Below are 26,328 nucleotides of genomic sequence, written 5' to 3'. Positions count from 1 at the left end.
GGCTGCGGGGAGCTCATCGCGCGAACACCGCGGTGAAGTCGCGTGAGGTGTCCTCGTAGTACCGGTTCGCCGGGCGCTCCTGGTCCGGCAGCAGCTTGACCGGGGTCGGGTTGGCCGGGTTGGGCTGCGGCTTGTAGTACATGAAGGACATCCACGCGGGGTTGATGTCGAGCTGCATCGCCCGCTCCGCGCCCGCGCTCGCCAGCAGGTCCGCCAGCGTGCGGACGGACAGCGCCGGGCCGTACGCGTACAGCAGGCGCCCGTCCTTGGTGACGCCGACACCGGAGCGCCAGACGAAGTACTTGCCGGCGATCGTCAGACCCCAGCCGCTCTCGACGTTGGTGTCGACGCTCTCGGGGACCTTGCCGTGGTCGACGATCAGCTTGAGGTTCTGGCGCACCCCGGTGACGTTCGGCGTCAGCGTCGCGTCCCGGCCCCAGTCGGCGACGGTGGCCTTGCCGTCCTTGGTGAAGACCAGGGAGGCGGCGTCGTTCGTCAGGGTGCCGGCGGTCTTCCCGTTGAGGTAGAAACCGCCCTGCGCCTCGTCGTTGATGACCTTGAAGCCGCCGTTGAAGGTGGCCAGCAGGCCCGTGCGCTGACCGGCGGGGATGGACGGCGGCACACCCCAGTTGCCCGCGCCGGGGTCGGACTCGCCCGGGTGCAGCGCGAAGCGCAGCAGGCGCTGGTCCATGGAGACCACGGCGGCGACGTACGAGGTGTGCTCGTTGTCGGGCCGCAGGAACGCCCCGAGCAGGGCGGGGGTGCCGTCGACGCTGCCCAGGGTCTGCCAGGTGCCCTCGCCGGGCAGCGGCGCCCCGGCCGGGGAGACCAGCCGGGCCGGGACGATCGGCTTGAGCGTGGGCTTGCCCGTGGTGTTGTTCTGCACCGGCGCGCCGTTCGGCGTCAGCGCCATCGTCGGCTTGCCGCCGATCTTCGGCGGGTGGGCCTTGTACTGCTGGTCCTCCAGGAAGGTCACCACCGGACCGAGGTGGTGGTCACGGGCCCATTCCGCGACGCGCGCGACGACACTGTCGTCGCCCGGCGCGGCGAGGGCGGAGCCTATGGACCAGCAGAGCCAGACGAAGAAGATCCCGAACAGGGCGAGCACGGCCTGGACGGTGCGCATCCGCAGCAGGCGGCGGGTCCGCCGGAAGTGCTTCTTCTTCGGCCGGCCCGGCTCGACTGCCGGCTCGACTGCCGGCTCGGGCTGCCCGGGCGGTATCTGTGCATCCTCGGGCTGCGCGGGCTCCTCGGCGGGGTTCTCCGAGACGGACTCGGGCGACGCTGGTATACCCACGCGGACCTACTTCCAGCCGGGCGCGCGGAGCGCGCTGAGCACGGGAGAGTCGGCCTCCGCGGTGGGTGCGGGGGTGACGCGGGTCACCGGCGGCCGACTGATCCCACGCTAGGAATACGGAAGCGGAGCCGCCTGTTCGACTAGGCAGGACGGGTTACCCGATCTGACGCCCCGCAAGAACCCGCAGGCAGACGCGCCGCCCCGGACTCGCCGTCGCGCGGGCGCGGTGGCGAGTCCGGGCGGTGGCGAGTCCGGGCGGTGGCGAGTCCGGGCGGTGGAGCGAGGGGACAGGGCGCGGGTCGGCGCCCTACTGGGGGTCGACGGTGACGATCCGGACGTCCGGTCCGATGTGGGCCTTGGCCAGCTCGCCGTTCGGGTGGTCGTTGGTGTCGACCCAGGCGCGGGCGGCCCGCGCGTCCAGGCCGCCGGACCGCTGGCGGGCCAGCAGGCGGGCGTCGCGCACGGCGTCCGGGGTGGCGAGGAACCAGAGCGCGTCCAGTTGCTCGCGCACCTCGGCCCAGCCCGGGCCGCCCGCCGGACCGGCGGCGAGGTAGTTGCCCTCGGTGACGATCAGCCGCGTCTCCGGCGCGACGAGATGGCGTGCCGCGACCGGCTCGTGCAGGGTCCGGTCGTAGTCCGGCACGTACACCGGCTCGCCGGGAACCGCCGCGCGCAGTCGCCGCAGCAGCGCGAGATAGCCCCAGACGTCGAAGCTCGGCGCGGAGCCCTTGCGGGAGGCCAGGCCCAGACGGTCCAGCTGGGCGTTGGAGAGGTGGAAGCCGTCCATCGGGACGTAGGCGGCGGCGTCCGGTCCGAGCCGGTCGCGCAGCGAGGCCACCAGACGGACGGCGAGCGTGGACTTGCCGGCACCGGGCGCGCCCGCGATTCCGAGCAGCGCGCGGCCGCCGGGTGCGGGCGTGAGCGCGGCGGCCGCCTCGACCAGTTGCTGCCGGTCCATCGCGCTCCCTGCCCGGAAATGCCGAAGGGCTCCCTCGTCTGAACGAGGGAGCCCTTCGGCTGTCTGTGCGCCGCCAGGGACTCGAACCCCGGACCCGCTGATTAAGAGTCAGCTGCTCTAACCAACTGAGCTAGCGGCGCCTGCTGACGAGGAAGACATTACATGACCAGGGAGTGAAACACCGAATCGGGTTCCCGGGGCGCCCGTTCGGGGCCCGCTGACGATCATGGTTGCCCCGGCCGGGCGGCGCGTGCCAGCGTGGGCCTCATGACGACTTCCGTGCCCTCTGCCGCACCCTCGCCCGAGATCCTCCGGTACACCGCCTTCTCGACAGATCCCGCGGGTGGCAACCCGGCCGGGGTGGTCCTCGACGCGCGGACGCTCGCCGACGACGCGATGCTGTCCGTGGCGGCCGAGGTCGGCTACTCCGAGAGCGCCTTCGTCACCGCGCGGGACGACGCGGCGCGCCGCTTCCGGGTGCGCTACTTCAGCCCGCTCGTCGAGGTCGACTTCTGCGGCCACGCCACCGTCGCCACCGCCGTGGCGCTGGCCGAGCTGCTCGGGGAGGGGCCGCTGGTCTTCGACACCAAGGCCGGCGAGATCACCCTCGACACCGCCCGGGACGCAACCGGCGCCGTCCGGGCCACGCTCACCAGCGTCCCGACCCGGACCCGCCCCGCGAGCGACACCGAGTTGGACGAGGCGCTGGCGGCGCTGCGCTGGTCGCGCGACGACCTGGAGCCGTCGCTCCCGCCGCACGTCTCCTTCGGCGGAGTCGAGCACCTCGTCCTCGGTGTCTCGACCCGTGAGCGGCTGCGGGCGCTGGACTACGACTTCGACGGCCTGGCCGAGGTGATGCACCGTCATGGCTGGACGACCCTCCAGCTGGTGTGGCGCGAGAGCGACGCGCTGTACCACGCGCGCGATCCCTTCCCGATCGGTGGCGTGGTCGAGGACGCGGCCACGGGCGCCGCGGCTGCCGCCTTCGGCGGCTACCTGCGCGAGCTGGGGGCGCTGCCCGCGGCGGCCGGGTTCACCATCCGGCAGGGCGAGGACATGGGACGGCTCAGCCTGCTGAGCGTCGAGGCGGTGCGGGGCACGGACCGCATCCGCGTCTCGGGGACGGCCGTCCGCATCTGAGTGCGGGAACGGCCGGGGTCAGCGGTGGGCAGGTACCGCGTCGACCCCGGCCGTGCTCTCCGGCCGTCCGGCGGGCTCCTCCCGGGGCAGGTCGCGCGCGGCGCGCACGCATGCCCACAGCAGGGTCGAGGAGCCGGGCAGCCACGGCTCGCGCCCGTCCGGCGCGACGATCCAGCGGCCCTGGCCCTCGGGCGCGTCCAGCGGCCGCTGGAGTGGGGGCACGGTGATCGCATCCCCCTGGCCGTGGCAGAGCAGCGGCGGTACGTCGCGCGCCCACTCCTCCCAGACCAGCAGCGGCCGCAGCCGCGCCGCCGTGCCGGGCTCGGCGAAGACGAGGATCCGGCCGCGGAAGGTCGCCACCGGCCCGCAGCCCGGTCCGCTGGACCACAGCTCGTCCAGCACCCGGCGGCCGAACAGGCCCGGCATGTTGATGACGTCGAAGACGCGCCCGCACGGCAGTACCGTCGCTGCCCAGGGGCGCGCCTCCCACAGCGCGCGCATGCTCCGCGGGTACTCACTGGCGGAGGCGAGCCAGGCCTCACCGGCCACGGTCACGTACTCGACGGAGTCATAGGTCCACATGTCCACGCTCCACAGGTACCGAGCGGGCGTGGGCCCCGCCTTCGGAACCCGGGAAACCCGGACAGCGGAGGGGTCGGCGGAGTACCATCCGCTGCCTTTGGCATATGGCGCCTGGCATATGCCAATTCCCTGGGGCTGGAGTGAAAGGAGTGGTCAGTCGACCGGTCGCCGCTGCTGCAGGCCGCGTCCGTGCTCGACCATCTTCGCCGCGTAGTCCGGGGTCCAGTCCGCTGAGGCGGCGATCTCCTCCACGCTGAGATTGTCGAACCGCCGCGTATCCGCGAGCTGGGCCGCGGCCAGCGCCTGGAACTCACTGGCCCGCTCGGCCGCGGCGCGGAACGCCAGCGTCAGCTCGGTCGCCCGGGTGAGCAGCTCGCGCGGGTCCTCGATCGACTCCAGGTCGAAGAAGTGCTCCTTCTCCGGCTCAGCGAGCCCCGGCTCGAAGAGCAGCGGGGCAGGGCGAAGCCTCCGCAGCGGCGAGCGATCGGCCGGGGAGTCGGACATCGGAAACCTCCTGAGGAATCGAGGGGAAGGGCGGCTGCCGTCATTCCATTGTCCGGCCACGCCACCGCGTGAGGAACAGGGCCTCGGCGACCACGTATTCCCGCCGGGCGGAGTACCGGCCCTCAGGCCGTGGGAACCCGATGGCGCCGGAGGTGCTCCAGCACCGCGTGGTTCGCCTCCCAGCCGTCGGGGAACTTCGAGACGACCCCCAACTGCACCGGTTCCGTCGACGGATGCGCGTCGAGCAGTTCCGGGATACCGGCCCGGGTCACCACGACGCACGCGTGCCGGTGCCGCGAGGCGAGCACGCACAGACGGCCCGTCTCCAGGTGGAACGCCGTCGCGTCCGGGCGTCCGGACAGCGGGTGGAGCACCACCGTGACGTCGTACTCGCGCCCCTGCAGGCGGTTCGCGGTGTCGACCGTCACGCCCGTCACGCCCAGGGCGGCCAGCGCCGAGCGGACCGCCGCCGCCTGGTCGCGGTGCGCGGTGCCGACGGCGATCCGCTCCGCGTCGACGGCGGCCGAACCCCGCTCGGACAGCGCCTCGCCGCCCCTGGCGAGCAGGCGGGCGACCACCGCGGCGACCGCCGCGACGGCCTCCGTATCGGTGCGGACCGTCAGCCGCGCGGGCAGCTCCAACAGGCCCCATCCCGAGGCGGCCGCGACGTCGAGCACCTCGTCGGCGGCCCGCGCCAGCGCGGGCGCGAGCCCTGCGGCCGGCGGGGGAGTGGCGGGGCCGAGCTCCAGCCGGCGGTCGCCGGGCTCCGTACCCGCGCGGAACGGCGTGAACGGGTAGAAGGCGTCCGAGACCAGCGGCGCCGCCGACGCCGGCAGGCGCCAGGAGACCGGGAGCCGGTGCGGCACGATGCCCGGGTTGTGCGCGAGCAGCGTCATCACCGCGCTCTGCGAGGGATCGTGGTGCAGACCGGCCCAGTCGTCGGTGCCGACGATGCTGAACGGGTCCAGCTGGCCCGGGTCACCGACGAACAGCGCGCGTTCGAAGAGACGGGCCACGGCCAGCAGCGCGTCCGAGCGCATCTGGTAGGCCTCGTCGACGATCGCGTGCCGCCACGGCTCGGTGTCCTTGACCCACTGCCACTTCGCCGCCGTGGCCACGACGACCGGGAGCTCGCGCAGGTCCGCCACCTTGGTGGAGGCGACGACGCCGGGGTGCCGCATCGCGATCTCGGACGGCAGTGCGTCACTGCCGTGCAGGCGGCCGACGGCCAGCGCGGGCTCCTTCTCGGCGAGGCGGTCCACCAGATCGTCGACCTGACTGTTCGTCTGCGCGACGATCATCAGCCGCTCGCCGGTCGCGACCAGCTCGCGGGCGGCCCGCACCACCAGCGTCGACTTGCCCGCTCCCGGCGGGGAGTCGACGACGGTGCCGCGCTCGCCACCGTGCAGCGCGGACGCGAGGATCGCCGCCACGGCGGCATCGGCCTGCTCGCCGGGGGTCGGCGTGGGAGCGGAGGCGGGAGGCGGAGTCACTTCGGCGGCCCTCCATGGGTCCAGGGCGTGTCCTCGGGCTCGGGCAGCGGCGCGGACTGGCGGGCGGTCAGCTCGAAGAGCGTGAAGCACACCGCGTCGCCGGGCTCCGGCACCGTGCCGGGCTCCGGCTCCTTCTTGCGTCCCATCCCGTTCAGCAGACGCAGCGTCAGCAGCCCCGCCTCGGCGTCCAGCGCCACCAGCGCGGCCTTCTGCGTCGCGGGCCCGCCGGCGCGGTGCACCTCGCCCCCCGGATCGAGATGCGGTCGGTCCTCGGTGCGGACGGTGACCAGCGGGCGCGGCTTCGGGCTGCGGCCCGTGGTGTCGTAGGCGGGCTGCACCTCCACGACCTCGCCGGCGAAGGCCTGCCCGGCGAGCCGGTGCTCGGCCATGGCCAGCGGATCGTCGAGCGCCTCCTCCAGATCCACCCGCACCTGCTCGCGCTCACGCTGTGCGAGCTTGCGCGCCGCCGTCACCGCGTCGTCGTGCAACGGCTGCGGCGGCTCGCCGGCCGCCACCCGGTCGCGGTGGTGCGTGTAGGACCAGCGGTCGCTCTCCCAGCGCTCCTCGACGTGAGCGGCCGGCGGGAGCGTGCGCAGCAGGTCGATGCCCTGCCAGACCTGGTGCCAGACCGGCAGCAGCACGGACTCCAGCAGCGCCTCGATCTCCTGGGCCCGCGCCTGCGTCAGCCGCTCGTCCTGGGCCGCGCGGGCCGCGTCGTAGCGGGTGACGGCGGGGGAGAGCAGCAGGCTGTCGAAGTCCGGGTCGGTGGCCGGACCAGCGGGCGGCACGAGCAACTGCCCCCGCGCGTCGCGGCCGTTCTCGGCGCGCAGCGCGGCCTGCTCGCCGCGTTCGCCCTCGGGCGGGGAGATCCACGCGAGCAGCGCGCCGAGATGGGCGTCCTCCAGCGAGCTCTGGCCGGTGGCCCAGTGGCGCGAGAGCGTGGCCGTGAGCGGCAGCAGCATCGACGAGCCCGGCACGTTCGAACGGTCCGACACGTGCGTCAGCCACCGCCCGAGCAGCGGTACCCGCGCGGGCGCCGGGTACGGGCCGGGGTCGGGGTCCTCGGCGGTGCGGCGGAAGCGCGTGGAACGGCCGAACAGCCCGAGCAGCTCGGCCCCGCCCGGGTTCGGCACGACCAGCTGCGGCGCGTCCGCGCACAACTCCCGCACCTCGACGGTCCTCTCGCCCGACTCCGGATCCTTGGCGGAGCGCTCGATCAGCTCGACCTCGGTGCCGAAGCTCTCCAGGTAGGGCAGCAGCTCGTCGCCGAGGCGGGACAGGAACGCGAACCGCTGGTCGCGGACCAGGGGTTGGGACACCGTCAGCAGGCGCGGACGTTCCCGGTCCTGGCCGAGCAGCATCGCCAGTGGCGCGCCTGCCTCACCGGCGGCGGCGAGCGGCACCAGGACGAACGGCCGGTCCGAGAGATGGCGGTGCCGCACCGTCGCGAGCGGCTGCGCGACGCCCGAGCGGATCGCCTGGAGCCGGGCCAGGGTGGTGAGCAGGCTCATCGCGTCAGCGCCTCCGCCCGCAGCCGGGCGGCACGAGCGAGCGCCCCGCCCTCGGCGGTCGCGGCCAGCGCGGCCTCGACCGTCGTGAGCTCGCCGAGCTCCCCGCGCACACCGCGCCCCAGCACCTCCACGGCACCCGCGTCCCGCGCCTGCGTACGGCAGTGGAACGCGAGCTCACAGGCGGCCAGGCAGTCCGGGGTGTAGGCGTGCGCGAGCGCGTCCACCGCCCCCGGCGCCTCGTCCAGCCGCACGCCCTCGGGCAGGACGGACAGCAACGTCTCGATCCTCGTCATCCGCGCCAACTGGCGCCTCGTCACCGCGAGCTGCTTGCGCAGGTCCAGCGGCGCGGCGACGGCGACGTTGGAGAAGTCCCGCGGACAGACCAGCAGCCCCGTCGTCCGCACGACACCCGGGAGCCCGACCGGCTCGGCGTAGGGCGACAACGGCGTCCCGGCCGCCGCGCCGGCCCCGTCCGCCACCCCGCCGCCGACCTGCGCGCCCGACCCGTCCGCGCCGGCGGCTGCCGAGCCGGTCACGCCTGCGGCGCCGGCAGCCCCGGCGCCCGCTGTCCCTGCGGCGCCGGCGCCGGCCCCGGCGCCGGCCACGTCGGTGGCTTCGGCTGCCGCGCCCTGCATGCCCGTGCCCTGCATGCCCGCGCCCGTCGTGCCCGTGCCCGTCGTGCCCGTGCCCGTCGTGCCCGCGCCCGTCGTGCCCGTGCCCTGCATGCCCGCGCCCGTCGTGCCCGTGCCCGTCATGCCCGCGCCCGTCATGCCCGTGCCCTGCATGCCTGCGCCTGCCGCTGCCGCCGCGCCGGAGGCGTCCAGCGCGGCGGCGGTCGCCCGCAGGGCGAGGACGTAGACCGCCGCCTGGCGGGCCGCAGCGCCCACCTTCGCCGGATCGGCGCTGCCGTCCAGGATCGGGAAGGACTTGATCTCCACCACCGTCCAGCGCCCGTCCGGGCCGACCACGATCGCGTCCGGCTCCAGGGAGACCGCGGAGCCGGCGACCTCCAGGCGCAGCAACGGGCGGTCGAGCAGCGTCCACGCGCGGCCCGCGGCCGCGTCCGCCGCCGCCTCGAGCAGCGCCGCGCGGGTGCGCGCGGCCCGCACGGCCGGCCCCTCGGAGGCGAGCAGGTCCGGCACCTCGACCGGCAGCTGCGCCGACTCCTCCGGCAGCAGTCGCGTCCGCAGCAGCGCGGCCAACTCGGCACAGCGCTCCGACCGCAGCCTGCGCTCGAAGACGAGGCCGCGCGTGATCGCGAACGGCGACTGGCCGAACGCGGCCGGGCTGCCCAACCGCCCGGCCAACGCGGCCTTGTCGACGCCCGCGGCATCGAGCACGGCGCGCCGGTCGCACGCCGGATTGGCCGCGAGCGCGGCCAGCCCTCGGGCGTCCATGCTGCGCGCTGCGGCACCTCCGCGGAGCGCGCCCAGGCGCGCTTCGAGGGAGGTGAGGGGCTGATCGACCCGTGGGTGCGTGCTGTGGTTCATGGTGCCCGCCAGTGTTGCACCTGGCACTGACATCCGTCCCGAGGCCCGGGTGCCGAGCCGGTGCTGTGCCTGGTCGTCACCGCGGGATGCGGGTCACCCGCCCGGGCAGGGAGGCGCGCGTCGATGACAGGCACACGCTGATGATCGCATCGGGCCGCTCGCCGATTGATCTTTGTCCCGGACTGCTTGCTTGCCCCGTGAGCCTCCGGGACCAGCCCGGGCCAGCCGGTTGGCCACCCCTCGGCCACTCCCTCGGCCGACGGCGCGGTCACGGGCGGGGGAGCGCTCCGGGCGCGAGGCCGCGCCGGTCCCACAGTCGCAGGGCCGGGTCGGTCAGAGCACGGCCGAGGAGGACCACGCCCGCGCCCGCGAGGGCGTCGAACAGGTAGTGGTTGGCGGTCCCCATCACCACCATCGAGATGATCACCGGATAGAGCACGCCCAGCGTCCGCACCGTGCGGTCCCGTGCGTGGGTCAGCAGCATCAGCCCGCACCACAGGGCCCACCCCACGTGCAGGCTCGGCATCGCGGCGAACTCGTTCGTCATCGACGCGAGTCCCGTCGGCACGCTCGCGCTGCCGCCCCACCAGCCGATCCCGGCGTGCTGCGCCATGGTGTCGGTGAAGCCGAAGCCCGAGGGGAGCAGCCTCGGGGGCGCGGCCGGGAAGAGCACGAAGCCGACCAGGGCCAGCACGGTCGTGAGCGCGAGCCAGGTGCGGGCGCGCCGGTAGACCGCGCGGTGGTGCCGCCAGAGCCAGATCAGTACCGCGGGCGTCACCGCGTAGTGCAGGGACGCGTAGGCGAAGTCCGCCGGTATGCCGAGCCAGCTGTGGCTGGTGAAGTCGGCGTTGAGCCGGCGCTCCGGGTCGAGGTGCAGCCACTGCTCGACGTCGAGCAGCCGCAGGGCGTCCCGCTGGGCCCGTTCGATGCCACCGCGGACCAGCAACCGGCTGCCGTCGTAGGTGAAGTAGACGGCCGCGACCAGAACGAGCTCCCGCAACCATCCCGCACGCCCCCACGCGGCCCGCCATGAGAGGGCCTCCCGTTCGGTGCGCCGTGGCCGCGGCGGGGTGTCCGCCTCGGGTGCGCCGGGGGGCGTGGCAGTTGTGGACATGGCAGAGCTCCGCGCAGGTCAGGGGCTGTCCGGGGACGGAACGGTCCGAGGACTGGGCGAGCAGAACGTACACGCTACCGTACGATGTACGTTATACATCGGCGCAACCACCCCGTCCGACCGCGAGGGAGTGACCGAGATGGCCCTTACCAGGCCTGTGTACGCTCCAGACATGTCCTCCGAGCACTCGACCGCCACCGCCGCGCCGCCCAGGCCGGCCCGTCGGTCACGTGCGCCCCGGGGATCGCTCAGCTCCGACCTGATCCTCGATCACGCGCTCCGCCTTCTGGACGAGAAGGGCCTGGACGCCTTCTCGATGCGGGCCCTCGCCGAGGATCTCGGCGTCGGGACCATGGCTCTCTACACCTACTTCCGCGGCAAGGACGAGCTGTTCCGCGCCGCCCGCGACCGGGTGCTCGCCGCCTACACCCCGCCGAGCACCGAGGGCAGCTGGGACCAGCAGCTGCGCGCGGCCTGCGTGGCGGTGCACGAGCTGTTCACCGGCCGCCCGGCCGTTCTCCGCCTGCTGGCGGAGTCCACGGCCAACGAGGACTTCCTCGACACCGCGACCGCGGCCATGGACCGCATGCTCGCGCTGTTGCGCGAGGGTGGCCTGGGGCGCGAGGACGCCGCGCGCGCCTACGGCACGCTCTCACGCTTCACCATCGGCTCGGCCCTGCGCGAGGTTCGCGCCTGCGCCCACCCGGAGGCGCTGGATGCCTTCCGCGCCCGCATCGCCGCCCTCCCGCAGGACCGCTTCCCCCATCTGGCCGACCTCGCCCCGGAACTCCTCCTGAGCACGGAGAGCGGCTCCGACGAGTACGCCTACGGCCTCGACCTCATCCTCTGCGGCATCCGCACCCTCGCCACCACTCCCACCACCCCTGCCTGACCGGGTTCCCACCGACCCACGCCCCGGCCCCATGCCCCATGCCCCACGCCCGCCCGCGGCCTGCGGGCTGCGGCCGGGCTCGGCGAGCTCCCGACCCCGCCTCCGTGCCGGCCCTGCCCTCCCGCTCGCGGGCGCCTGCCGCGCGCCTGACGCCCGCGGCCTGGGTTGGGAGGGCTTCCGTCCCCACCTCTCCGGCCGACCACCCCGCTGAGCCCCGGCCCTGCTCGCGCGCTCCCGCCTGCCGGGTACGCCTGTCGCCAGCGGCCGGGGCTCGGAGACCTCCCGGTCCCGGCTCGCGCCCCGGGCAGCCTGCGGTGCCTGTCTCGCCCTGTGTGCGGCTGCCGCGTCTGACGCCCGCGGCCTGGGGTGGGAGGGCTTCCGTCCTCACCTCGGTGCCGACCACCTTGCTGAGCCCCGGCCCTTCCTGCGTGCCCGTGCCTGCCGCGTACGCCTGTCGCCAGCGGCCCGGGCTCGGAGACCTCCCGGTCCCGGCTCGCGAGCCGACCGGCCTGCCCCTGTCCGCCTGGCCCGCTCGCTCGTCAGCGCTCCCGCGCGCTCGGCACGTGGACGGTGGCGCGATGAGGTGGGAACTCCGGGATCATGGAGGTGTTCGACGGATACCGGGTGCCCCGGCCCGCGCAGCGCGGCGCGGGCCGGGAGGCCCGACGGCGCCTGAGGAGGCACGCATGCCCGCGCGGATCCTGCTGGTTCGGCACGGCGAGACCGGTTGGTCCGCCACCGGTCGGCACACCGGACGCACCGACGTCCCACTGACCGACGAGGGGCGTGCGATGGCACGCCGCCTGGGTGCCCGCCTGGCCGCCGCGCCGTGGGACGGGCTCGGGGAGGCGGAGATCCTCAGCAGTCCGCTGCAGCGCGCGCGGGAGACGGCCGAGCTGGCCGGCCTCGGCGAGCGGCTCCGGACCGACGACCGGCTGCTGGAGTGGGACTACGGCGCCTACGAGGGCCTCACCGGCCCGGAGATCCGTGCGGACCACCAGCCGGGCTGGCTGATCTGGCGCGACGGCGTCCCCGGCGGGGAGAAGCTCGCCGAGGTCGGCGCCCGGGTGGACGCTTTCCTCGCCGATGTGGACGCCCGCGCGGGCGTGCCGCACCCGGACACCACGGAGATGCACGGGGCCGATCGCGACGTCGTCGTCTTCGCTCACGGCCACCTGCTGCGGATCATGACCGCCCGCTGGCTCGGCCTGGCACCGGAGGGCGGGCAGCAGTTCAAGCTGGGACCGGCCACCCTCTCCGTCCTGACCTGGGAGTACGGGGCACGCGCCGTCGAACGCTGGAACGACGCCGCGCACCTCGCCTGAGCGGCTTTCCGTCGTGACGGAGAGCCCGCCGCCTACCCCTCCAGGAACCGCTCCAGGGCCTCGACGACCAGCTTGTGGTCGTCCACCTGCGGCAGCCCGGAGACGGTGACCGTCCCGACCAGGCCAACATCCGTGACCACGACCGGGAAGGCGCCGCCGTGCGCGGCGTACCGGTCGAGGTCCAGGCGCGACTTCTCCTCGAAGCTGCTGCCCTGCTCGCGGAAGCGCTGCCCCACCAGGTAGGAGCTGGCCCCGTACCGCCGCACCACGCGGATCTTGCGCTCGATCCAGGCGTCGTTGTCCGCGCAGGTGCCGGTCGCGGCGAAGTGGAAGAGCTGCTGGTCACCACGGCGGATGTCGACGGTGACCGGCAGCTGCCGTTCGCGCGCCATGTCGACCAGGAGGCAGCCGAGACGCCAGGCGTCGTCGTTGGTGAACCGGGCGAACTGCAGCCGGCGCTCCTGGTCGATGAGTTCGGCGGTCGTGGTCACAGCTTCACCATCCGTCCCTCGGCGGCGGAGTGCCGCGCGGCTTCCAGCACCCTGAGCGCGGCGACGGCGTCGCGCGGCTCGACCGGGACGGGCGCCAGTCCGTGCAGGGCGGCGGCCATTCCGGCGTAGTAGGCCTCGTACGCGCCGGGGAGCGTGGGGTGGGCGACGGAGTCGTCCACCGTGCCCAGCTGTCCGAACATCGCGGCGGGCGTCATGCCCCAGCCCTCGTCGGCGGGAGTCCGGCCCGCCCGGAGGGCGTCCTCCTGGCCGTCGAGCCCCCAGCTCGTGTACGCGGATTCGCTGCCCAGCACCCGGAAGCGCGGGCCGAGTTCACCGGCGGTCGCGCTCACCCACAGGTGGGAGCGGGTGCCGTCGGCGTGGGTGAGGGCGAGGAAGGAGTCGTCGTCGGCCACGGCGCCCTCGCGGCGCACGTCCAGCTCGGCGTAGACGCTCACAGCCGGACCGAAGAGGGTGAGCGCCTGGTCGACCAGGTGGCTGCCCAGGTCGTACAGGAGGCCCCCGGCTTCGTCTGGGTCGCCCAACTCGCGCCAGCCGCCCTTGAGCTGGGGGCGCCAGCGCTCGAAGCGGGACTCGAAGCGGTGCACCCGGCCCAAGCGGCCCGACCGCACCAGCTCGCTGACGGTCAGGAAGTCCCCGTCCCACCGCCGGTTCTGGAAGACGCTCAGCGGCAGGCCGCGTGTCTCCGCCAGCTCGGCGAGCGCCGCACCCTCGGCGGAGGTCGCCGCCAGCGGTTTGTCGACGACGACGGCGACACCGGCGCGCAGCGCGGCGGTGGCCAGGGGGATGTGGGTGCGGTTCGGCGTGGCGACCACCACCAGATCCAGGCCCAGCGGCCAGAGCTCCTCGGCGGAGGAGAGCAACCGTGCCTGCGGATGCGCGGCCGCGGCCTGCTCCTGGCGTTCCGGATTCGCGGTGACGATCGCGTCGAGGCGCAGCCCCGGCGTGGTCGCGATCAGGGGCGCGTGGAAGACCGCGCCCGCAAGGCCGTAACCGATCAGCCCGACGCGCAGCGGCGCTGGGCCGCCGGGTGCGTCGGTCGCGGCGACCGGGGTGGTGGGGGGAGTGCTGTTCGCCATGGACCCAGTTAAACAACAGTGTGGATTAAGTGGCAAGCATCCCGCATAATCGACATGTGTCCATGCCCGGCTCCCCGACCTCCCCCGGCGACCCGACTCCTCCCGGCGCGCCGGTCACGCCAGCCGCACCTGTCATGCCAGCCGCACCTGTCACTCCTGCCACGGCAGTCCCACCGCCCACGGGAACCCCTTCCACCTCGACCGGTCGGGCAACCCTCCCCGGGGCGAATCTCACGGCGCTGCGGGACCACAACGCCGCGACCGTGCTGACCCTGGTCCGCAGCGCCGCGGCTGCCGGTGCGACGGGGATCAGCCGCGTGGAGCTGGCCCGGGAGTCGGGTCTGACCGCTCAGGCCATCAGCAAGATCGTGCTTCGCCTCACCGAGGAGGGCCTGCTCACCGAGACCGGTCGCGGCGTCTCCACCGGCGGAAAGCCGCGCACCCTGCTCAGCCTCGTTCCGCAGGCGAGTTGGGCCCTGGGCGCCCAACTCGGCCGGGACGCGCTCACCGTCCTGCGCGCCGACCTCGCCGGGCGGGTGGCCTCCGTCCGCCGCCTGCCGATCGACCTCACCGGGTGGGGGCCGAGCCGGGTGCTCGACCTCTTGGGCGAGCAGGTGGGCCTGCTTCTCGCCGATGTGCCGCGTGAGCGCGTCCTCGGGGTGGGCGTGGCCTCGCCCGGACCACTCGACCAGCTCGCGGGCGTCCTGCACGAGGTCACCGGCGCGCCCTCCTGGAACGGCCTGCGGCTGCGGGAGGAGGTGGAACGGCGCCTGGGGCTGCCCACGCTCATCGAGAAGGACAGCACCGCCGGGGTGCTCAGCGGGCTCGGCTCGCCGAATCGCGCGTTCATCCATCTCGACCAGGGCCTGGGCGCGGGCCTCGTTCTCGGCGGCTCGGTCCAGCGCGGTGCCCGCACCAACGCGGGCGAGTTCGGCCACCAGATGCTCGATCCGGACGGGCCGCGTTGTCGCTGCGGCAACACCGGCTGTGTCGAGGCCCTGTGGTCGGTCGCTCCCACCCCCGACGCGGCGGCACGGGTACTGGGCGAGGCGATCGCCAACCTCGTCCGCCTACTCGACCTCGACGAGATCACGCTCGGTGGGCGCGAGATCCTGGTCGCCCCCGAGCTCTACCTCTCCGAGGTAGGTCGACTCCTCGCCGCCCGCCTCCCCGACCCCACCTGGCAGGCCGTCACCCTGTCCATCGCCCCGAGCGGCGCCGACGCCGTCGCCCTCGGCGCCGCCGGGCTCGTCCTCGGTCGCCTGTTCGCCTGAGTCGGCTCGCCTGAGTGGGTTCGCACCTGAGTGGGTTCGCACCTGAGTGGGGTCGTGCTCGGGTTCGCGACCGTCCGGACCGGGGAGGGGCGTGTGCGACTTCCCGGCCGCACAGGCCCCTCCCCGGCCGGTCGGCCGATGCGCGGCCCACGGGGGAGCCCCACCCCACAGGCCGCGCAGCTCTGTCGCGCCGGGCAACGGATTGCCTTGTGGCGGATCGCCCCGCGGTCGATCGCCGCGGGCGGTGGACGTGTGGCGCCCGCGTCAGCAGGCGAGCGCCATCCGGTACTGCTCCAGGAACTCCGACACCTCGGGCACCGAGCGGTGCGGACGCATCCGCTCCGCCGTGGCGGAGACCATGCCGCGGATGCGGGTGGAGCGCACCTGGGACAGCAGGGACACCGCGGACGTGCCCGTGACCGCCGCGTCGACCACCGCGCCGTGGCCGAGCTGGTCGTGCGCCAACTCCGCCATGTAGAGCGTGCGGTTGCGGACGAAGTGCGTGGGCTGGAGCGCTATGGCCTGCTCCGCCCAGTCTGCCGCGGACTCGAACTCGCCCAGGGCGGCCCAGCACTGGGCCGTCAGGCCCGCCAACTCGGCCTCGTTGAAGAAGGACATCCACTCGGGGTCATGAGCCGAACTGCCCTGCTCGAAGGCGGTGCGGGCCTCGCCGAGGGCCTTGACGCAGGAGCCGCGGTCCCGCAACAGGGCCCAGCCACCGGCCTCGCGCAGCGCCAGGAGCGATTGGAGCCGGGGCGAACCGAGGCCCGCTGCCGCGCTCCGCGCGGCCTGGGCGGCGCGGACCGCCTCGCGCGGCCGACCCGCGTCGCGGGCCAGGAAGGCCGTATTGCAGAAGGCGTGCGCCTCCAGTGCCGCGTCGCCGGCCATCCGGGCCGTGGCCAGCGCCTCGGCGTACAGGGAGCGGGCCTCCGTCAGGCGCCCGGAGTCGTGGGCCAGCCAGCCGACGGAGATGGCGAGCTCGCCCGCGCAGGCCTGCAGGCGCTCCTCGATCCTGGCGGTGTAGGTGCCGCAGTTGAGCAACTGGTAGGTGGAGCGCAGGGTGTGGCCCGCGCGGTCGAACAGGGTGTCCGCACCGTGGACGTCGTCCAGCAGGCGGATCTGACGGACCGCCGACTCGACCTCGTGGACCTCGCGCCAGCCGACGCGGGTGCCCGGGGGTGGGACCGCCCCGGATCCCGGGACGACCTCCTGCGGGACGGGCTCCTGGGCCTGCGGGCTCTCTGCCCGGGCCGGGCCATCCCAGCTCAGTGCGGTGACCACGGCCAACGGGCCGCCGGTCAGGAACGTGCGTCGCTGCACGTCGTCGTTCTCCTCGTCGCGTGGCGCCGGGAGCACGGCTGTGCGCCGTGACTCCCCTCGCGGCGTGAAGCCGAGATCGGCCAGACAGGCACCGGGGAACATGTGGCGGAAGACGCGCTCGTAGGCGTAGTTGGGGCGCCGGATCTCCCCCGACTCGACCCGGCCGATGTAACGGGCGTCGCAGGAGACGTGCTCCCCGATCTCGCGCGCCGCGCGTCGGACCGACGCGGCGAACTCGCGAGGGGAGAGATCTCCGCGGCGTTCGCGCATCCGCAGGTTGGGAGAGGTGGGCGAAGGGAGAGAAACGTGAGCCATGCGGCACCCCCTGGTACGGAATTGCAGGAGTGACACTACTCTCCGCGAGAACTCGAACACGCTGGGTTTTCTGACAAATCGGACCAGTCGGACGTGGTCGCATCGGTCTGCCATGAAATGCCACGCCCGGCGGGTTTCGATCGCCGTGGCCCTGGCGTGCCCCGCGCGTTGTAGGAGGTACAGCGCAGGCACTCGGGCACGAGGAGGCGGCCGTGCAGAGCAGGACGGACAAGAGGTCGGGGCGCGGAGAGTCGGCGCGCGCCGGGGTGGCCCGCGGTGCGGCGGCGGCCGGCGGGCTGCGCCCGGACCGTCCGGCGTGCGAGGTGGTCACGGTCCCGGAGCGGCAGGGGCTGGAGACCGTGGACATCCTGCGGTTGCGGGGCGGCTGCGGGGCGGTGCTGCTGGAGGAGACGGCGCTGAGGGAGGAGCAGGCCGAGTCGACACTCTCCTTCCTCGTTCCCTTCGGCACGGCCGCGCAGTGGCAGTTGCCGGGGAGCTCCTGTCGGCCCATGCCCGCGCGTGGTACGGAGCCGCACTGGCTGCTGCCACCGGCCGTGGGTGTCGGCAGCCCCGCGCTCACCGATCCGGGCGAGCTCCGCGCCGCACTCGGCGAGGCAGCGCGTACTCTCGCCGCCAGCGAGGTCCCGGGATCGCGCCCGTAGGCTTCCCGCCTGCGCATCCGTCCGTCCGGCCCGGCCCGGCCCCTGGCCGCCGGCTCGGCCTGCGGCCTGTCGCTCGGCCCGGGCCCCGGCTTCCGGCGCCGACTCGCGGAGCCGTTCCGCGCGCGGCTTCCCCCGGCTTGCGGCTCGGCTCCTGCCCCGGTTTGCGGCTCGGGCCGGCCTTGGCCCCCTCGCGCCGTTCGGCACGCGGCTTCCGTGTCCCCCGGGGCAGAGCGCCGGCTTGGCGGCGCGCTTCCGGCCGTCTTCGGGGGATCACCGATACTGGACCGATGGCGAGAAAGCGGAAGGACCAGGTCAGTGCGGCTCCGGCGGAGGCCGCGTCCCGGCGCGGCGGCGCGGTCGTGGCGCCGATCACGGAGCAGGTGGCCTTCGGCACCGCCGAGCTCGTGCCCGACCGGGACCGCCCGCAGGCCTGGACGGTGCTTCTCGACGGCGCCCCGCAGTCGCACGTCGACCTCGCCGATCCGCACCGGTTGACCTTCGAGTACCAACGGCGCCTCGGGCGGGTCGCCGACCTCGCCGCCGCGCCCGGCCGTCCAGTGAGCGCGCTGCACCTCGGTGGGGGTGGACTGACCCTGCCGCGCTACATCGCCGCGACCCGCCCCCGCTCGCGGCAGCAGGTGGCGGAGATCGACACGGCGCTGACCGAGCTGGTCCGCCGCGAGCTCCCGCTGGACCGCGCCTGGCAGATCCGGGTACGCGGCGGCGACGCACGCGAGGTGCTGACCCGGACCCCGGAGGGGTGGGCGGACCTGGTGATCGCCGATGTCTTCAGCGGTGCCCGGGTGCCCGCCCACTGCGCCACCGTGGAGTTCGCGCAGGCCGTCGTTCGAGCGTTGGCGCCCGGCGGGCGCTATGCGGCCAACATCGCCGACGGTGGGCGCCTCGCCTTCGCCCGGCGGCAGGTCGCGACCCTGCGCGTGGTCTTTCCCGAGGTCGCGATGGTCGCCGACCCGGCGGTGCTGCGCGGCAAGCGTTTCGGCAACCTGATCCTGCTGGCCGCCGCGTCGCCGCTGCCACTGCCGGAACTGGGCCGGGCGATGGCGGGCGATCCGGTGCTCGGCCGCATCGTGCAGGGCGCGGACCTGGAGGACTTCCAGGCCGGCGCCCTGCCGGCTCACGACGTGGAGGCCGAGGCCTCGCCGGAGCCGCCCTCGGCGGTCTTCCGTTCCTGACGGACGGAAGCGCCGCTACCTCACTTGACCGGGGTGAGGTGCAGGATCATGTACTCGTACGCCTGATCCTGGGGCGAGGGGTTGACGTAGGCGTTGTCCTTCGTCGGCCACCCGGTGAAGTTGGCCGTGCTGAACTCGTACCAGGAGGCGCCGTACAGCACCGGCACGGCCGGCACGTCCGTGGAGAACTGCTGCTGCAACGCGTTCAGCGCCGTCTGCTGGTCCGCCGGGGTCGTCGCGTTCTGGTACTGCTTCACCGCCGCGTCGGCCGCGCTGCTCTGGTAGCGGCTGAAGTCACCGGCGGAGGGCTGGCCCGCGGGCGAGAGCAGGGTGGAGTCCAGGATGAACTGCAGCCGCTGGAAGGCCGTCGTGCCCTGGCCCCAGTGGAGCGCCACGTCGTAGTTGCCGGTGGTGATGGCGGTGTTCCAGCCGTTGTAGTCCATGTCGCCCTTGATCTTCACGTCGAAGCCGAGGCCGTTGAGGGTGTCCTGCATGGCCTTGGCATCGCACCAGTAGTCCGTGAAGGAGTTCGGGTCGATGATGGTGAAGGAGATCGTCTTGCCGCCCTTGGTCCACTTGCCACCGGACTTGGCCCAGCCGTCCGCGCTGAGCAGGCTCTGCACGGTGGTGGGGTCGGATGCCGACTTCAGGTCGCCGGTGGTCGCCGGGTTCAGCGAGGTCTGGTCGAGCGGCAGCGTCAGCCCGCCCGACGAGGAGGCGGGCAGTTCGTAACTGCCCTCGCACTGGCTGGCCATGGAGGCGCGGTCGATGCCCGCGCTGATCGCCTTGCGCACCGCCACGTCCGCCAGTGCCGGCGCGGTCGGGCTCTTGGTGTTGAGCAGCAGCGCGACGGTGTTGCCGGCCGGGAAGTACGGTGCGTCGGTCTGGAACAGGTGGTTGTGCTGCGGATCCTTGCCGACGAAGTTCGTCAGCAGGTTGTTGATGTCGTTGCCCGCCAGGTCGAGCTGCGCCTGCGCCAGGGCGACGCCGGCGGCGTCGTTGCTGGCGTAGTTGGCGACTGCCACCTCGGGCACCTTGGGCTTGCCGCCCCAGTACGTCGGGTTGGTCTTGTAGGTGACCTTCTGCGGGCCGAAGGCGTCGACCAGGTACGGGCCGGTGCCTATCGCCTGGGACGCCTTGATGACGGCGGTGGCAGGCGAGGAGATCGAGGACCACGTGGACTTGGGCACGATCAGCTGGTTGCCGATGGCCTGGGCACTGGCGATCTCCGGCGCGGCGAAGGTCAGCACCACGGTGGAGGCGTCCGGGGTGCTGATGGAGGCGGCCTTCGGCACGCCCTGGGTGTTCGCGGCCGCGTCGGTGGTCACCAGCTGGTAGGTGAAGGCGACGTCCGCCGAGGTGAGAGGCGAGCCGTCGGACCACTTGACGCCCGCGTGCAGGTGGATCGTGGCGGTCTTGCCGTCGGCGGACCAGTCGATCTTGTCGGCGAGCCACGGAGTGGGCGCCTGGCTGGGATTGAGAGTGTTGTACTGCAGCAACGGCTCGTAGACCAGCGCGTCGGTGTTCTGGCTACGGCTGAAGGAGTTGCCGTCGAAGGGGTTGAAGTCCTCGGTGAAGGCGGTGGCGCCGGTGTTGTCCTCCAGGTAGAGGGTCTCGGCCGCGATGTTGCCGCCCCCGCCGCTGCTCGTGCCGCCGGCCTTGGGGGAGGAGCTCGTGCAGGCCGTCAGGCCCAGTCCGAGGGCCGCCAGGACGGCCATGCTCTTGATGGTGGTGCTGCGTCTCATTGTCGTACGCTCCTAGAGTCCGACCGGCGGGTGCCGGCCAGTGGTGAGCGACCATGTCCAGGTCCGTGAACGGTGGTGCGGTGCTGGTGCCTTGATCCGACCGGTGGATGCCGGACGGACGGGTCGTCGGAAGCGGACGTCGCCTCGGGCGAGTTGGCGCTCGCCCGGGGCTCCGCTGCGCAGGCCCCTGGGTCTTGCTGCTCCGATCGGCGCAAGCCCGACGGCGGTGGGCGGGCGGCCTCGTGGGGGCGGATCACGGCCGGTCCGGCGCGTTCTCGAGTGCCGGCGCGTTCTCGGCCGGCGCGGTCCCGGACTCCGGCGCGGGTGCGCGCTCACTGGCCGGCACGGGCATGGGCTCGGTCGCGTGCCCGGTCGCGTGCTCCGGGTCCAGGAGCCAGCAGGCCGCCACGTGCCGGCTCGTGGCCGACCCTGGCGCGGGCGACGTCGGTGGTGCCTGTTCGGAGCAGACGGGCATGGCGAACGGGCAGCGTGGGTGGAAGCGGCAGCCGCTCGGCGGGGAGACCAGGCTCGGCGGCGCGCCCCGCCCGCGCAGCACCGGCGGCTCGGCCCGTTCCGGGTCCGGCGCGGCACTGAGCAGCAGTTGGGTGTACGGGTGGGCCGGCGCGTCGGTGACTCGCACCGCGTCGCCCGACTCCACGATCTGCCCCGCGTACATCACCACGATCGAGTCCGCCAGATAGCGGGCCGAGGCGATGTCGTGGGTGACGTAGAGGATCGCCAACTGCTCCCGCTCGCGCAGCTCGTCGAGCAGGTTAAGCACGCCCAGCCGGATCGACACGTCGAGCATCGAGACCGGCTCGTCCGCCAGCAGCACCTCGGGCTCCACCGCGAGGCCGCGCGCGATGGCGACCCGCTGACGCTGCCCGCCGGAGAGCTCGTGCGGGTACTTATCGACGTAGGTTTCGGCCGGGGTGAGCGAGACGCGCTCCAGCAGGGCGAGAACGCGCTCCTCCAACTCCTCCTTGCCCAGACGCCGACCGGCGTGCAGCTTCAGCGGGCGCTCCAGGTGGTAGCGGACCGTGTGCACGGAGTTGAGCGAGGAGAAGGGGTCCTGCAGGACCAGGTGCACCCGGCTGGTGTAGGCCCGTCGGGACCGGGCGTCGGTGCCCACCGGCTCGCCGTCGAGCAGCAGCTCGCCCGTGGTCGGCGTGATCAGCTGGGTCAGCAGCCGGGCCAGCGTCGACTTGCCCGAACCGCTCTCGCCGACCACCGCCGTGACCGTGCCCCGCGGCAGGGCCAGCGAGACGTCCTCCACGGCGTGCACGACGGAGGAGCCCCGGCCGAGGCCGCCGTGGACCGGGAAGTGCTTCGTCAGACTGCGGGCCTCCAGAGCCGGCGTCCCCGGACGGTCCGGTCCGTGGACCACCGGCGCGCGGCAGGCCGCGGTTTCGGTGTCGGTCATGAAGGGCTCCCGGGGAGAGGGGCGGACGCGGGTGGGAGGGGCAGAGCCAGCGCGTCGGGAGCGGGCTGCTGCCCGTCCTGGAGCCAGCACGCGCTGGCCCGGCTGCTGGGCGGCACCCCGTCGGGGCCGGCCAGATCGGTTGCGGGGGTGACCAGCGGTGGGGTCTCCCGGGAGCAGCGGTCCATCGCGAAGGCGCAGCGCGGGTGGAACGCGCACCCGGTGGGCATCGCCGAGAGGCTCGGCGGGGAGCCGGGGATCCCCTCCATCCGGACCCGCTCGCCGTGCAGACTCGGGAAGGAGCCCTTGAGGCCCAGGCTGTACGGGTGGCGCGGAGCGCGGAAGAGCTCGGCCGCGCTGGCGCGCTCGACGATCCTCCCGGCGTACATGACCGCGATCGAATCGGCCAGCTCCAGCAGCAGCGACAGGTCGTGGGTGATGAAGACGATCGCGAAGCCCAGGCGCTCGCGCAGCAGCATCAGCTCCTCGAGGATCTCCCGCTGGGTCACCACGTCCAGGGCGGTGGTCGGTTCGTCCATGACGACCACCTGCGGCTCCAGCGCCAGCGACATGGCGATCATGACGCGCTGCCGCATCCCGCCCGAGAGCTCGTGCGGATAGCTGCGCAGCCGGTCGGCGCTGATGCCGACCATCCGGAGCAGCTCCACGGCACGTTCATGACGCTGGGCGGCGGTCATGGACCGCCGGTGTGCCTTCAGCACGTCGGTCAGCTGGGCGTCGACGCGGGCCACCGGGTTGAGCGCGTGCATCGCGCTCTGGAACACCACCGCCAGCTCCGACCAGCGGATCCGGCGCAGCGTCGCGGCGTCCGCCGCGAGCACGTCGACGGTCTCGACGGGGCCGGCCGTGGTCCCGCCGTCGACCCCTGTGCCCTGGGGGCGGGAGTGGAAGAGCACCTCGCCGCCGGTGATCACACCGGGCGCGCGGAGCAGCCGGGTGAGGGCGTAGGCCAGCGTCGACTTGCCGGAGCCGCTCTCGCCCGCGAGGCCGAGGACCTCACCGCGGTGCAACGTCAGGTCGGCGCCGCTGACGGCCCGGACCGCACCTGGCCCGTGACCGTAGTGCACGTCGAGCCCGCGCACCTCCAGCACGACCTCGCGGGTCGGCGTCGTGACCGGCCGGCGGCCGGTCTGGATCTGCGTCACGGACGTATCCCTTCCTCGGCGCGCACGACATCGCGGACGACGGGGGTGAGGCCGAGCTGGAAGCGCGGACCGCGGTCGGAGCGCCGGCCCCGGCGGGTGCTGCGCATCCGGGGGTTGACGATCTCGTCGATGCCGAAGTTGAGCAGGGCCAGGGCGATGCCGACGAGGGCGACGCACAGGGCCGGAGGCCCGTACCACCACCAGGTGCCGCTCGTGGTCGCGCTGAACTGCTGGGCGGTGTTGAGCATGGTGCCCCAGGAGGCGGTGGTCGGATTGATCAGGCCCAGCCAGGCGAGCGAGGCGTAGGCGCCGATCCCGTAGATCACGGTGAAGATGAAGGAGGAGGCCAGGATGGGCAGCAGGTTGGGAAGGATCTCGAAGACGATGATCCGGACCCGGCTCTCGCCCACGACCCGGGCGGAGTCGACGTAGTCCTGGTTGCGCAGCGCCAGCGTCTGCGCGCGCAGCACCCGGGCGCCCCACGCCCAGGCACTCAGCGCGATGACCGCGCCGATCAGCAGCGGGTTGCCGGTGTCGCCGTCCGGCATCATCTTCATGACGACCATGAGGATGAGCAGGCCGGGCAACGCGAGGAAGATGTTGGTCAGGATCGACAGCACCTCGTCGGTCTTGCCGCCGAGATAGCCGGCGCTGACCCCGACGAGCACCGACAGGACCGTGGCGATGCCTCCGGCGACGAAGGCGATCAGCAGGGTGTCCCGTCCGCCCGCCAGCAGCTGCGAGAACAGGTCGTGCTGCTGCACGTCCGTGCCGAGCCAGAACTGGGCCGACGGCGGGTGCGGAACGTTGTCGAGCCGGGAGGCGCGCCAGTCGGGGGTGTGCGGGGCGGCCATCGGGCCGAATGCGGCGAGGAGCACGAAGAAGAGCAGGATCAGCGATCCGGCGGCGACCTTCGGCGAGCGCAGCGTGCGGGCGCGGCCGCTGCGCGAGCGGCCCCGTCGTGGGCGGATTGCGGAAGCCACGGCTCAGGCCACCTTTCTCGCGCGCGGGTCGAGCGCGACGTAGACGATGTCCGCGAGCAGGTTGGCGCCGAGCACCGTGAAGGTGACGACGAGCAGGATTCCCTGCATCACCGGGTAGTCGGCGGCCTGGGCGGCGTTGAAGATCTCGCGTCCGACGCCGGCGTAGTTGAAGACGATCTCGGTGACGATGGAACCGGTGACCACGAGGCTGATGGACAGCGCGAAGTTGGAGATGCTCGGCAGCAGCGCGTTGCGGGCCGCCACCGCCACCACCTGCCGTCGGGGCAGCCCCTTGGCCGCCGCGACGAGGACGTAGTCCTCGTCCATGGTGGTGATCATCATGTTGCGCATGCCGACGATCCACCCGGCTATGGAGGCCAGCGCGACGGTGGCGGCCGGCAGGGCGCCGTGGTCGATCACGTTGGCGATGAACGGACCGTTCCAGCCGGGCGTGACCGTCGCGTAGCGGCCGGTGTCGTAGGCGCCGCCGGTCGGGAAGAGCCCGCCGTAGAAGCCGAGGCTCAGCATGAGCAGCGAGGCGAGGATGAAGTAGGGGACGGCCTGGAAGAAGGTGGCCGCAGGCAGCAGTGCGTCGAGCAGGCCGGAGCGTCGCCAGCCGGCCAGGACCCCGATGAGGGTGCCGACCAGGAAGGAGATCACCGTGGCGGTGCCGACGAGGCCGATCGTCCAGGGCAGGTCGTTGGCCAGCACGGTGGAGACGGGTGTGGACAGCGAGGTCGACAGGCCCAGGTCGCCGTGGAGCAGGTTTCCCAGGTAGGTCAGGTACTGGCCGACAAGCCCCTGGTGGCCGCCGCCGTACTGGGCCTGGAGGGCCCGGAGCTGGTCGGGCGTCAGCGAGGCGGTGCTCATCTTGGCGAGGAAGTTCTGCAGGGCGCTGCCCGGCACCATCCGTGGGATGAAGAAGTTGAGTGTGATCGCCGCGTAGGCGGCGAGCAGGTAGAACCAGAGTCTGCGCAGAAGCGCTCTCATGGCGACCTCCGCTCAGACGATGCGACGCCAGGAGGGCGTCGCGGGGTCGGGTGGGCAGCCGCAGCTCTCGCGGCGGATCAAGCGGGTGGGCAGGACGATGTCGACGGCGGCGTCGGCCGGGGCGTTCGCGAGGGTGTCGCCCGTGGCGTCGACGTCCACGGACGAGGTGGCCGGGGCCGGCTGGCCAGAAGTGATCATTGAATGGAGGACCTCGAAGGCTTGTGCGCCGATGTCCTGGATGGGCTGGCGCACGGTGGTGAGTTGCGGACGCAGGTGGCGGGCGAAGGGCAGGTCGTCGAAGCCGGTGACCGCGACGTCGCCGGGGACGTCGAGTCCGTGTTCGGCCAGGGCGTAGAGCACACCCAGCGCCGTCTGGTCGTTGGCGCAGGCGATGGCGCGGGGCAGGGTGGCGCCCAGGGAGATCAGGCCACGCACGATCTCGACGCCGCCGGCCGCGGAGTAGTCGCCCTGCCAGGCCGGTCCGGTCAGGCATTCGGCCCCGAGTGAGCGGGCCTCCGTGGCGAAGGAGCGGCCGCGGACCACGTTGTCCGGGCTGTCGGCGTGTCCGGCGATGTAGGCCAGGCGTCGGTAGCCGTGGTCCTGCACCAGGTGCCGGGCCAGCTCGCGCATGCTGTCCGCGCTTTCGCTGCGGACGGCGGCCACCCCGTCGCCGCCCGCGCCGGCCAGCGAGACGACCGGGACCACCCGGGCGACCGCGGCGAGCCCGGCCGGCGAGAGCACCTGGTCGTGCAGGATCAAGCCGTCGCACTTGCCGGCGATGGTCATGATGCGGTTGGGCAGCGTCCGCTCGTCGATGTTGACCGAACAGACCAGGAGGTCGTAGCCGTAGCGCTGGGCGACGATCTCGATGCCGCGGTTGATCTGGTCGCCGAAGATCAGGTTCTCGGCCTCGTCGGCGAAGGTGCCGCCGTCGTCGGTGCCGTAGACCCGTCGGAAGACCACGCCCACCACGTGCTTGAGCCGGCTGCTCAGTGCCCGGGCTGCTCCGTCGGGCACGAAGCCGAGTTCGGCGATGGCCTTGAGCACGCGGTCCCGGGTGGCCGGGCGCGGGTTGTCCCGGCCGTTGAGCACCCGTGAGACCGAGGCGATGGACACCCCGGCTCGCCGCGCGACGTCGTAGATCGTCGGCGGGTTGTCGGTCTTGGAGCGTGTATCCATCGGAACCTCGTGTAAGCGCTTACTTGTTGAAGGTCGGCTTGACCGTAGGACTGCTTCCGGGGGCTGACAAGACTGTGCGGCAGCGGCGTTATCGTGCTGCGATGTTTCGTCGGCGGAGCGGTCATCGGTGCATGACTGACCGTCAAGACCTGAATGGCAGCTACACGTTGTTGTCCGCGTCCGGGTG

The 26,328-nt window shown here is 73.2% G+C and carries 23 protein-coding genes and 1 tRNA gene; 6 read left to right on the top strand and 18 right to left on the bottom strand.

The window, feature by feature from the left end; genetic code table 11:
• Nucleotides 1-13: 13 nt before the first annotated feature.
• From ABH931_RS11940 to ABH931_RS11930, 3 genes are all read right to left on the bottom strand, one after another.
• Complete coding sequence (locus ABH931_RS11940) at nucleotides 14-1,297, bottom strand: phosphodiester glycosidase family protein (RefSeq protein WP_370112343.1); 1,284 nt, start codon at nucleotides 1,295-1,297, stop codon at nucleotides 14-16.
• 307 nt (nucleotides 1,298-1,604) lie between these two features.
• Nucleotides 1,605-2,255, bottom strand: a complete 651-nt coding sequence (locus tag ABH931_RS11935) for a nucleoside/nucleotide kinase family protein (RefSeq protein WP_370112342.1) — start codon at nucleotides 2,253-2,255, stop codon at nucleotides 1,605-1,607.
• A gap of 66 nt (nucleotides 2,256-2,321) precedes the next feature.
• Nucleotides 2,322-2,395 (bottom strand) — tRNA-Lys (locus tag ABH931_RS11930).
• A gap of 127 nt (nucleotides 2,396-2,522) precedes the next feature.
• On the opposite strand from ABH931_RS11930, the gene ABH931_RS11925 reads away from it, so the two are divergent.
• Nucleotides 2,523-3,395: a PhzF family phenazine biosynthesis isomerase gene (locus tag ABH931_RS11925; RefSeq protein ID WP_370112341.1), complete on the top strand. Its 873-nt coding sequence runs from the start codon at nucleotides 2,523-2,525 to the stop codon at nucleotides 3,393-3,395.
• 18 nt (nucleotides 3,396-3,413) lie between these two features.
• On the opposite strand, the gene ABH931_RS11920 is transcribed toward ABH931_RS11925, so the two are convergent.
• The 6 genes from ABH931_RS11920 to ABH931_RS11895 form a co-directional block, all read right to left on the bottom strand.
• Nucleotides 3,414-3,992 (bottom strand): bifunctional DNA primase/polymerase, encoded by a 579-nt coding sequence (locus ABH931_RS11920; protein ID WP_370112369.1) that lies wholly within the window; start codon nucleotides 3,990-3,992, stop codon nucleotides 3,414-3,416.
• Between the two features lie 138 nt (nucleotides 3,993-4,130).
• A complete protein-coding gene (locus ABH931_RS11915) occupies nucleotides 4,131-4,481 on the bottom strand; it encodes a hypothetical protein (RefSeq protein WP_370112340.1) in 351 nt (116 codons plus the stop codon).
• A gap of 122 nt (nucleotides 4,482-4,603) precedes the next feature.
• Complete coding sequence (locus ABH931_RS11910) at nucleotides 4,604-5,974, bottom strand: AAA domain-containing protein (RefSeq protein ID WP_370112339.1); 1,371 nt, start codon at nucleotides 5,972-5,974, stop codon at nucleotides 4,604-4,606.
• Nucleotides 5,971-7,485, bottom strand: coding sequence for a hypothetical protein (locus ABH931_RS11905; RefSeq protein ID WP_370112338.1), 1,515 nt, complete (start codon nucleotides 7,483-7,485; stop codon nucleotides 5,971-5,973). Before ABH931_RS11905 ends, ABH931_RS11910 begins: the two co-directional genes overlap by 4 nt.
• Nucleotides 7,482-8,882: a hypothetical protein gene (locus ABH931_RS11900; protein ID WP_370112337.1), complete on the bottom strand. Its 1,401-nt coding sequence runs from the start codon at nucleotides 8,880-8,882 to the stop codon at nucleotides 7,482-7,484. Before ABH931_RS11900 ends, ABH931_RS11905 begins: the two co-directional genes overlap by 4 nt.
• A gap of 361 nt (nucleotides 8,883-9,243) precedes the next feature.
• Nucleotides 9,244-9,975, bottom strand: coding sequence for a phosphatase PAP2 family protein (locus ABH931_RS11895; RefSeq protein WP_370112336.1), 732 nt, complete (start codon nucleotides 9,973-9,975; stop codon nucleotides 9,244-9,246).
• Nucleotides 9,976-10,261: 286 nt separating this feature from the next.
• Here ABH931_RS11895 and ABH931_RS11890 point away from each other — a divergent pair, with 286 nt between their 5' ends.
• Nucleotides 10,262-10,981, top strand: a complete 720-nt coding sequence (locus ABH931_RS11890; protein WP_370112335.1) for a TetR/AcrR family transcriptional regulator — start codon at nucleotides 10,262-10,264, stop codon at nucleotides 10,979-10,981.
• A 686-nt stretch (nucleotides 10,982-11,667) separates the two neighbouring features.
• Nucleotides 11,668-12,306 (top strand): histidine phosphatase family protein, encoded by a 639-nt coding sequence (locus tag ABH931_RS11885; protein WP_370112334.1) that lies wholly within the window; start codon nucleotides 11,668-11,670, stop codon nucleotides 12,304-12,306.
• 32 nt (nucleotides 12,307-12,338) lie between these two features.
• On the opposite strand, the gene ABH931_RS11880 is transcribed toward ABH931_RS11885, so the two are convergent.
• The gene (locus ABH931_RS11880; protein WP_370112333.1) at nucleotides 12,339-12,797 is read right to left on the bottom strand and encodes a heme-degrading domain-containing protein; all 459 of its coding nucleotides are present in this window, start codon (nucleotides 12,795-12,797) and stop codon (nucleotides 12,339-12,341) included.
• A complete protein-coding gene (locus ABH931_RS11875) occupies nucleotides 12,794-13,894 on the bottom strand; it encodes a Gfo/Idh/MocA family oxidoreductase (RefSeq protein WP_370112332.1) in 1,101 nt (366 codons plus the stop codon). The genes ABH931_RS11880 and ABH931_RS11875 overlap by 4 nt, the downstream gene beginning before the upstream one ends.
• 263 nt (nucleotides 13,895-14,157) lie before the next feature.
• On the opposite strand from ABH931_RS11875, the gene ABH931_RS11870 reads away from it, so the two are divergent.
• Nucleotides 14,158-15,168, top strand: coding sequence for an ROK family protein (locus tag ABH931_RS11870; RefSeq protein ID WP_370112331.1), 1,011 nt, complete (start codon nucleotides 14,158-14,160; stop codon nucleotides 15,166-15,168).
• A gap of 264 nt (nucleotides 15,169-15,432) precedes the next feature.
• On the opposite strand, the gene ABH931_RS11865 is transcribed toward ABH931_RS11870, so the two are convergent.
• Nucleotides 15,433-16,803, bottom strand: coding sequence for a tetratricopeptide repeat protein (locus tag ABH931_RS11865; protein WP_370112330.1), 1,371 nt, complete (start codon nucleotides 16,801-16,803; stop codon nucleotides 15,433-15,435).
• A 212-nt stretch (nucleotides 16,804-17,015) separates the two neighbouring features.
• On the opposite strand from ABH931_RS11865, the gene ABH931_RS11860 reads away from it, so the two are divergent.
• Nucleotides 17,016-17,465 (top strand): hypothetical protein, encoded by a 450-nt coding sequence (locus ABH931_RS11860; protein WP_370112329.1) that lies wholly within the window; start codon nucleotides 17,016-17,018, stop codon nucleotides 17,463-17,465.
• A 287-nt stretch (nucleotides 17,466-17,752) separates the two neighbouring features.
• A complete protein-coding gene (locus tag ABH931_RS11855; protein WP_370112328.1) occupies nucleotides 17,753-18,658 on the top strand; it encodes a spermidine synthase in 906 nt (301 codons plus the stop codon).
• Nucleotides 18,659-18,678: 20 nt separating this feature from the next.
• Here ABH931_RS11855 and ABH931_RS11850 read toward each other — a convergent pair whose 3' ends face one another.
• The 6 genes from ABH931_RS11850 to ABH931_RS11825 all read right to left on the bottom strand — a co-directional run bounded on the left by ABH931_RS11850 (nucleotide 18,679) and on the right by ABH931_RS11825 (nucleotide 26,141).
• Nucleotides 18,679-20,403, bottom strand: a complete 1,725-nt coding sequence (locus ABH931_RS11850) for an ABC transporter substrate-binding protein (protein ID WP_370112327.1) — start codon at nucleotides 20,401-20,403, stop codon at nucleotides 18,679-18,681.
• 253 nt (nucleotides 20,404-20,656) lie between these two features.
• Nucleotides 20,657-21,826, bottom strand: coding sequence for an ABC transporter ATP-binding protein (locus ABH931_RS11845; protein ID WP_370112326.1), 1,170 nt, complete (start codon nucleotides 21,824-21,826; stop codon nucleotides 20,657-20,659).
• Nucleotides 21,823-22,989 (bottom strand): ABC transporter ATP-binding protein, encoded by a 1,167-nt coding sequence (locus ABH931_RS11840; protein ID WP_370112325.1) that lies wholly within the window; start codon nucleotides 22,987-22,989, stop codon nucleotides 21,823-21,825. The genes ABH931_RS11845 and ABH931_RS11840 overlap by 4 nt, the downstream gene beginning before the upstream one ends.
• Entirely contained in the window at nucleotides 22,986-23,972 is a 987-nt protein-coding gene (locus ABH931_RS11835; RefSeq protein WP_370112324.1) for an ABC transporter permease, read from the bottom strand. Before ABH931_RS11835 ends, ABH931_RS11840 begins: the two co-directional genes overlap by 4 nt.
• 3 nt (nucleotides 23,973-23,975) lie before the next feature.
• Nucleotides 23,976-24,962: an ABC transporter permease gene (locus ABH931_RS11830; RefSeq protein WP_370112323.1), complete on the bottom strand. Its 987-nt coding sequence runs from the start codon at nucleotides 24,960-24,962 to the stop codon at nucleotides 23,976-23,978.
• Nucleotides 24,963-24,974: 12 nt separating this feature from the next.
• Entirely contained in the window at nucleotides 24,975-26,141 is a 1,167-nt protein-coding gene (locus tag ABH931_RS11825) for a LacI family DNA-binding transcriptional regulator (RefSeq protein WP_370112322.1), read from the bottom strand.
• Nucleotides 26,142-26,328: the final 187 nt, after the last annotated feature.

The organism is Streptacidiphilus sp. MAP12-33 (assembly GCF_041261265.1).
Taxonomy (GTDB): Bacteria; Actinomycetota; Actinomycetes; order Streptomycetales; family Streptomycetaceae; genus Streptacidiphilus.
This window is presented reverse-complemented; position numbering and strand designations above follow the sequence as displayed.

What these genes read in the sequence shown, in the direction of transcription:
- ABH931_RS11855 (WP_370112328.1), top strand. Translation starts at nt 17,753, where the DNA reads ATGGCGAGAAAGCGGAAGGACCAGGTCAGTGCGGCTCCGGCGGAGGCC.
- ABH931_RS11935 (WP_370112342.1), bottom strand. Translation starts at nt 2,255, where the DNA reads ATGGACCGGCAGCAACTGGTCGAGGCGGCCGCCGCGCTCACGCCCGCA.
- ABH931_RS11850 (WP_370112327.1), bottom strand. Translation starts at nt 20,403, where the DNA reads ATGAGACGCAGCACCACCATCAAGAGCATGGCCGTCCTGGCGGCCCTC.
- ABH931_RS11900 (WP_370112337.1), bottom strand. Translation starts at nt 8,882, where the DNA reads ATGGACGCCCGAGGGCTGGCCGCGCTCGCGGCCAATCCGGCGTGCGAC.
- ABH931_RS11875 (WP_370112332.1), bottom strand. Translation starts at nt 13,894, where the DNA reads ATGGCGAACAGCACTCCCCCCACCACCCCGGTCGCCGCGACCGACGCA.
- ABH931_RS11925 (WP_370112341.1), top strand. Translation starts at nt 2,523, where the DNA reads ATGACGACTTCCGTGCCCTCTGCCGCACCCTCGCCCGAGATCCTCCGG.
- ABH931_RS11885 (WP_370112334.1), top strand. Translation starts at nt 11,668, where the DNA reads ATGCCCGCGCGGATCCTGCTGGTTCGGCACGGCGAGACCGGTTGGTCC.
- ABH931_RS11825 (WP_370112322.1), bottom strand. Translation starts at nt 26,141, where the DNA reads ATGGATACACGCTCCAAGACCGACAACCCGCCGACGATCTACGACGTC.
- ABH931_RS11915 (WP_370112340.1), bottom strand. Translation starts at nt 4,481, where the DNA reads ATGTCCGACTCCCCGGCCGATCGCTCGCCGCTGCGGAGGCTTCGCCCT.
- ABH931_RS11845 (WP_370112326.1), bottom strand. Translation starts at nt 21,826, where the DNA reads ATGACCGACACCGAAACCGCGGCCTGCCGCGCGCCGGTGGTCCACGGA.
- ABH931_RS11890 (WP_370112335.1), top strand. Translation starts at nt 10,262, where the DNA reads ATGTCCTCCGAGCACTCGACCGCCACCGCCGCGCCGCCCAGGCCGGCC.
- ABH931_RS11865 (WP_370112330.1), bottom strand. Translation starts at nt 16,803, where the DNA reads ATGGCTCACGTTTCTCTCCCTTCGCCCACCTCTCCCAACCTGCGGATG.
- ABH931_RS11830 (WP_370112323.1), bottom strand. Translation starts at nt 24,962, where the DNA reads ATGAGAGCGCTTCTGCGCAGACTCTGGTTCTACCTGCTCGCCGCCTAC.
- ABH931_RS11905 (WP_370112338.1), bottom strand. Translation starts at nt 7,485, where the DNA reads ATGAGCCTGCTCACCACCCTGGCCCGGCTCCAGGCGATCCGCTCGGGC.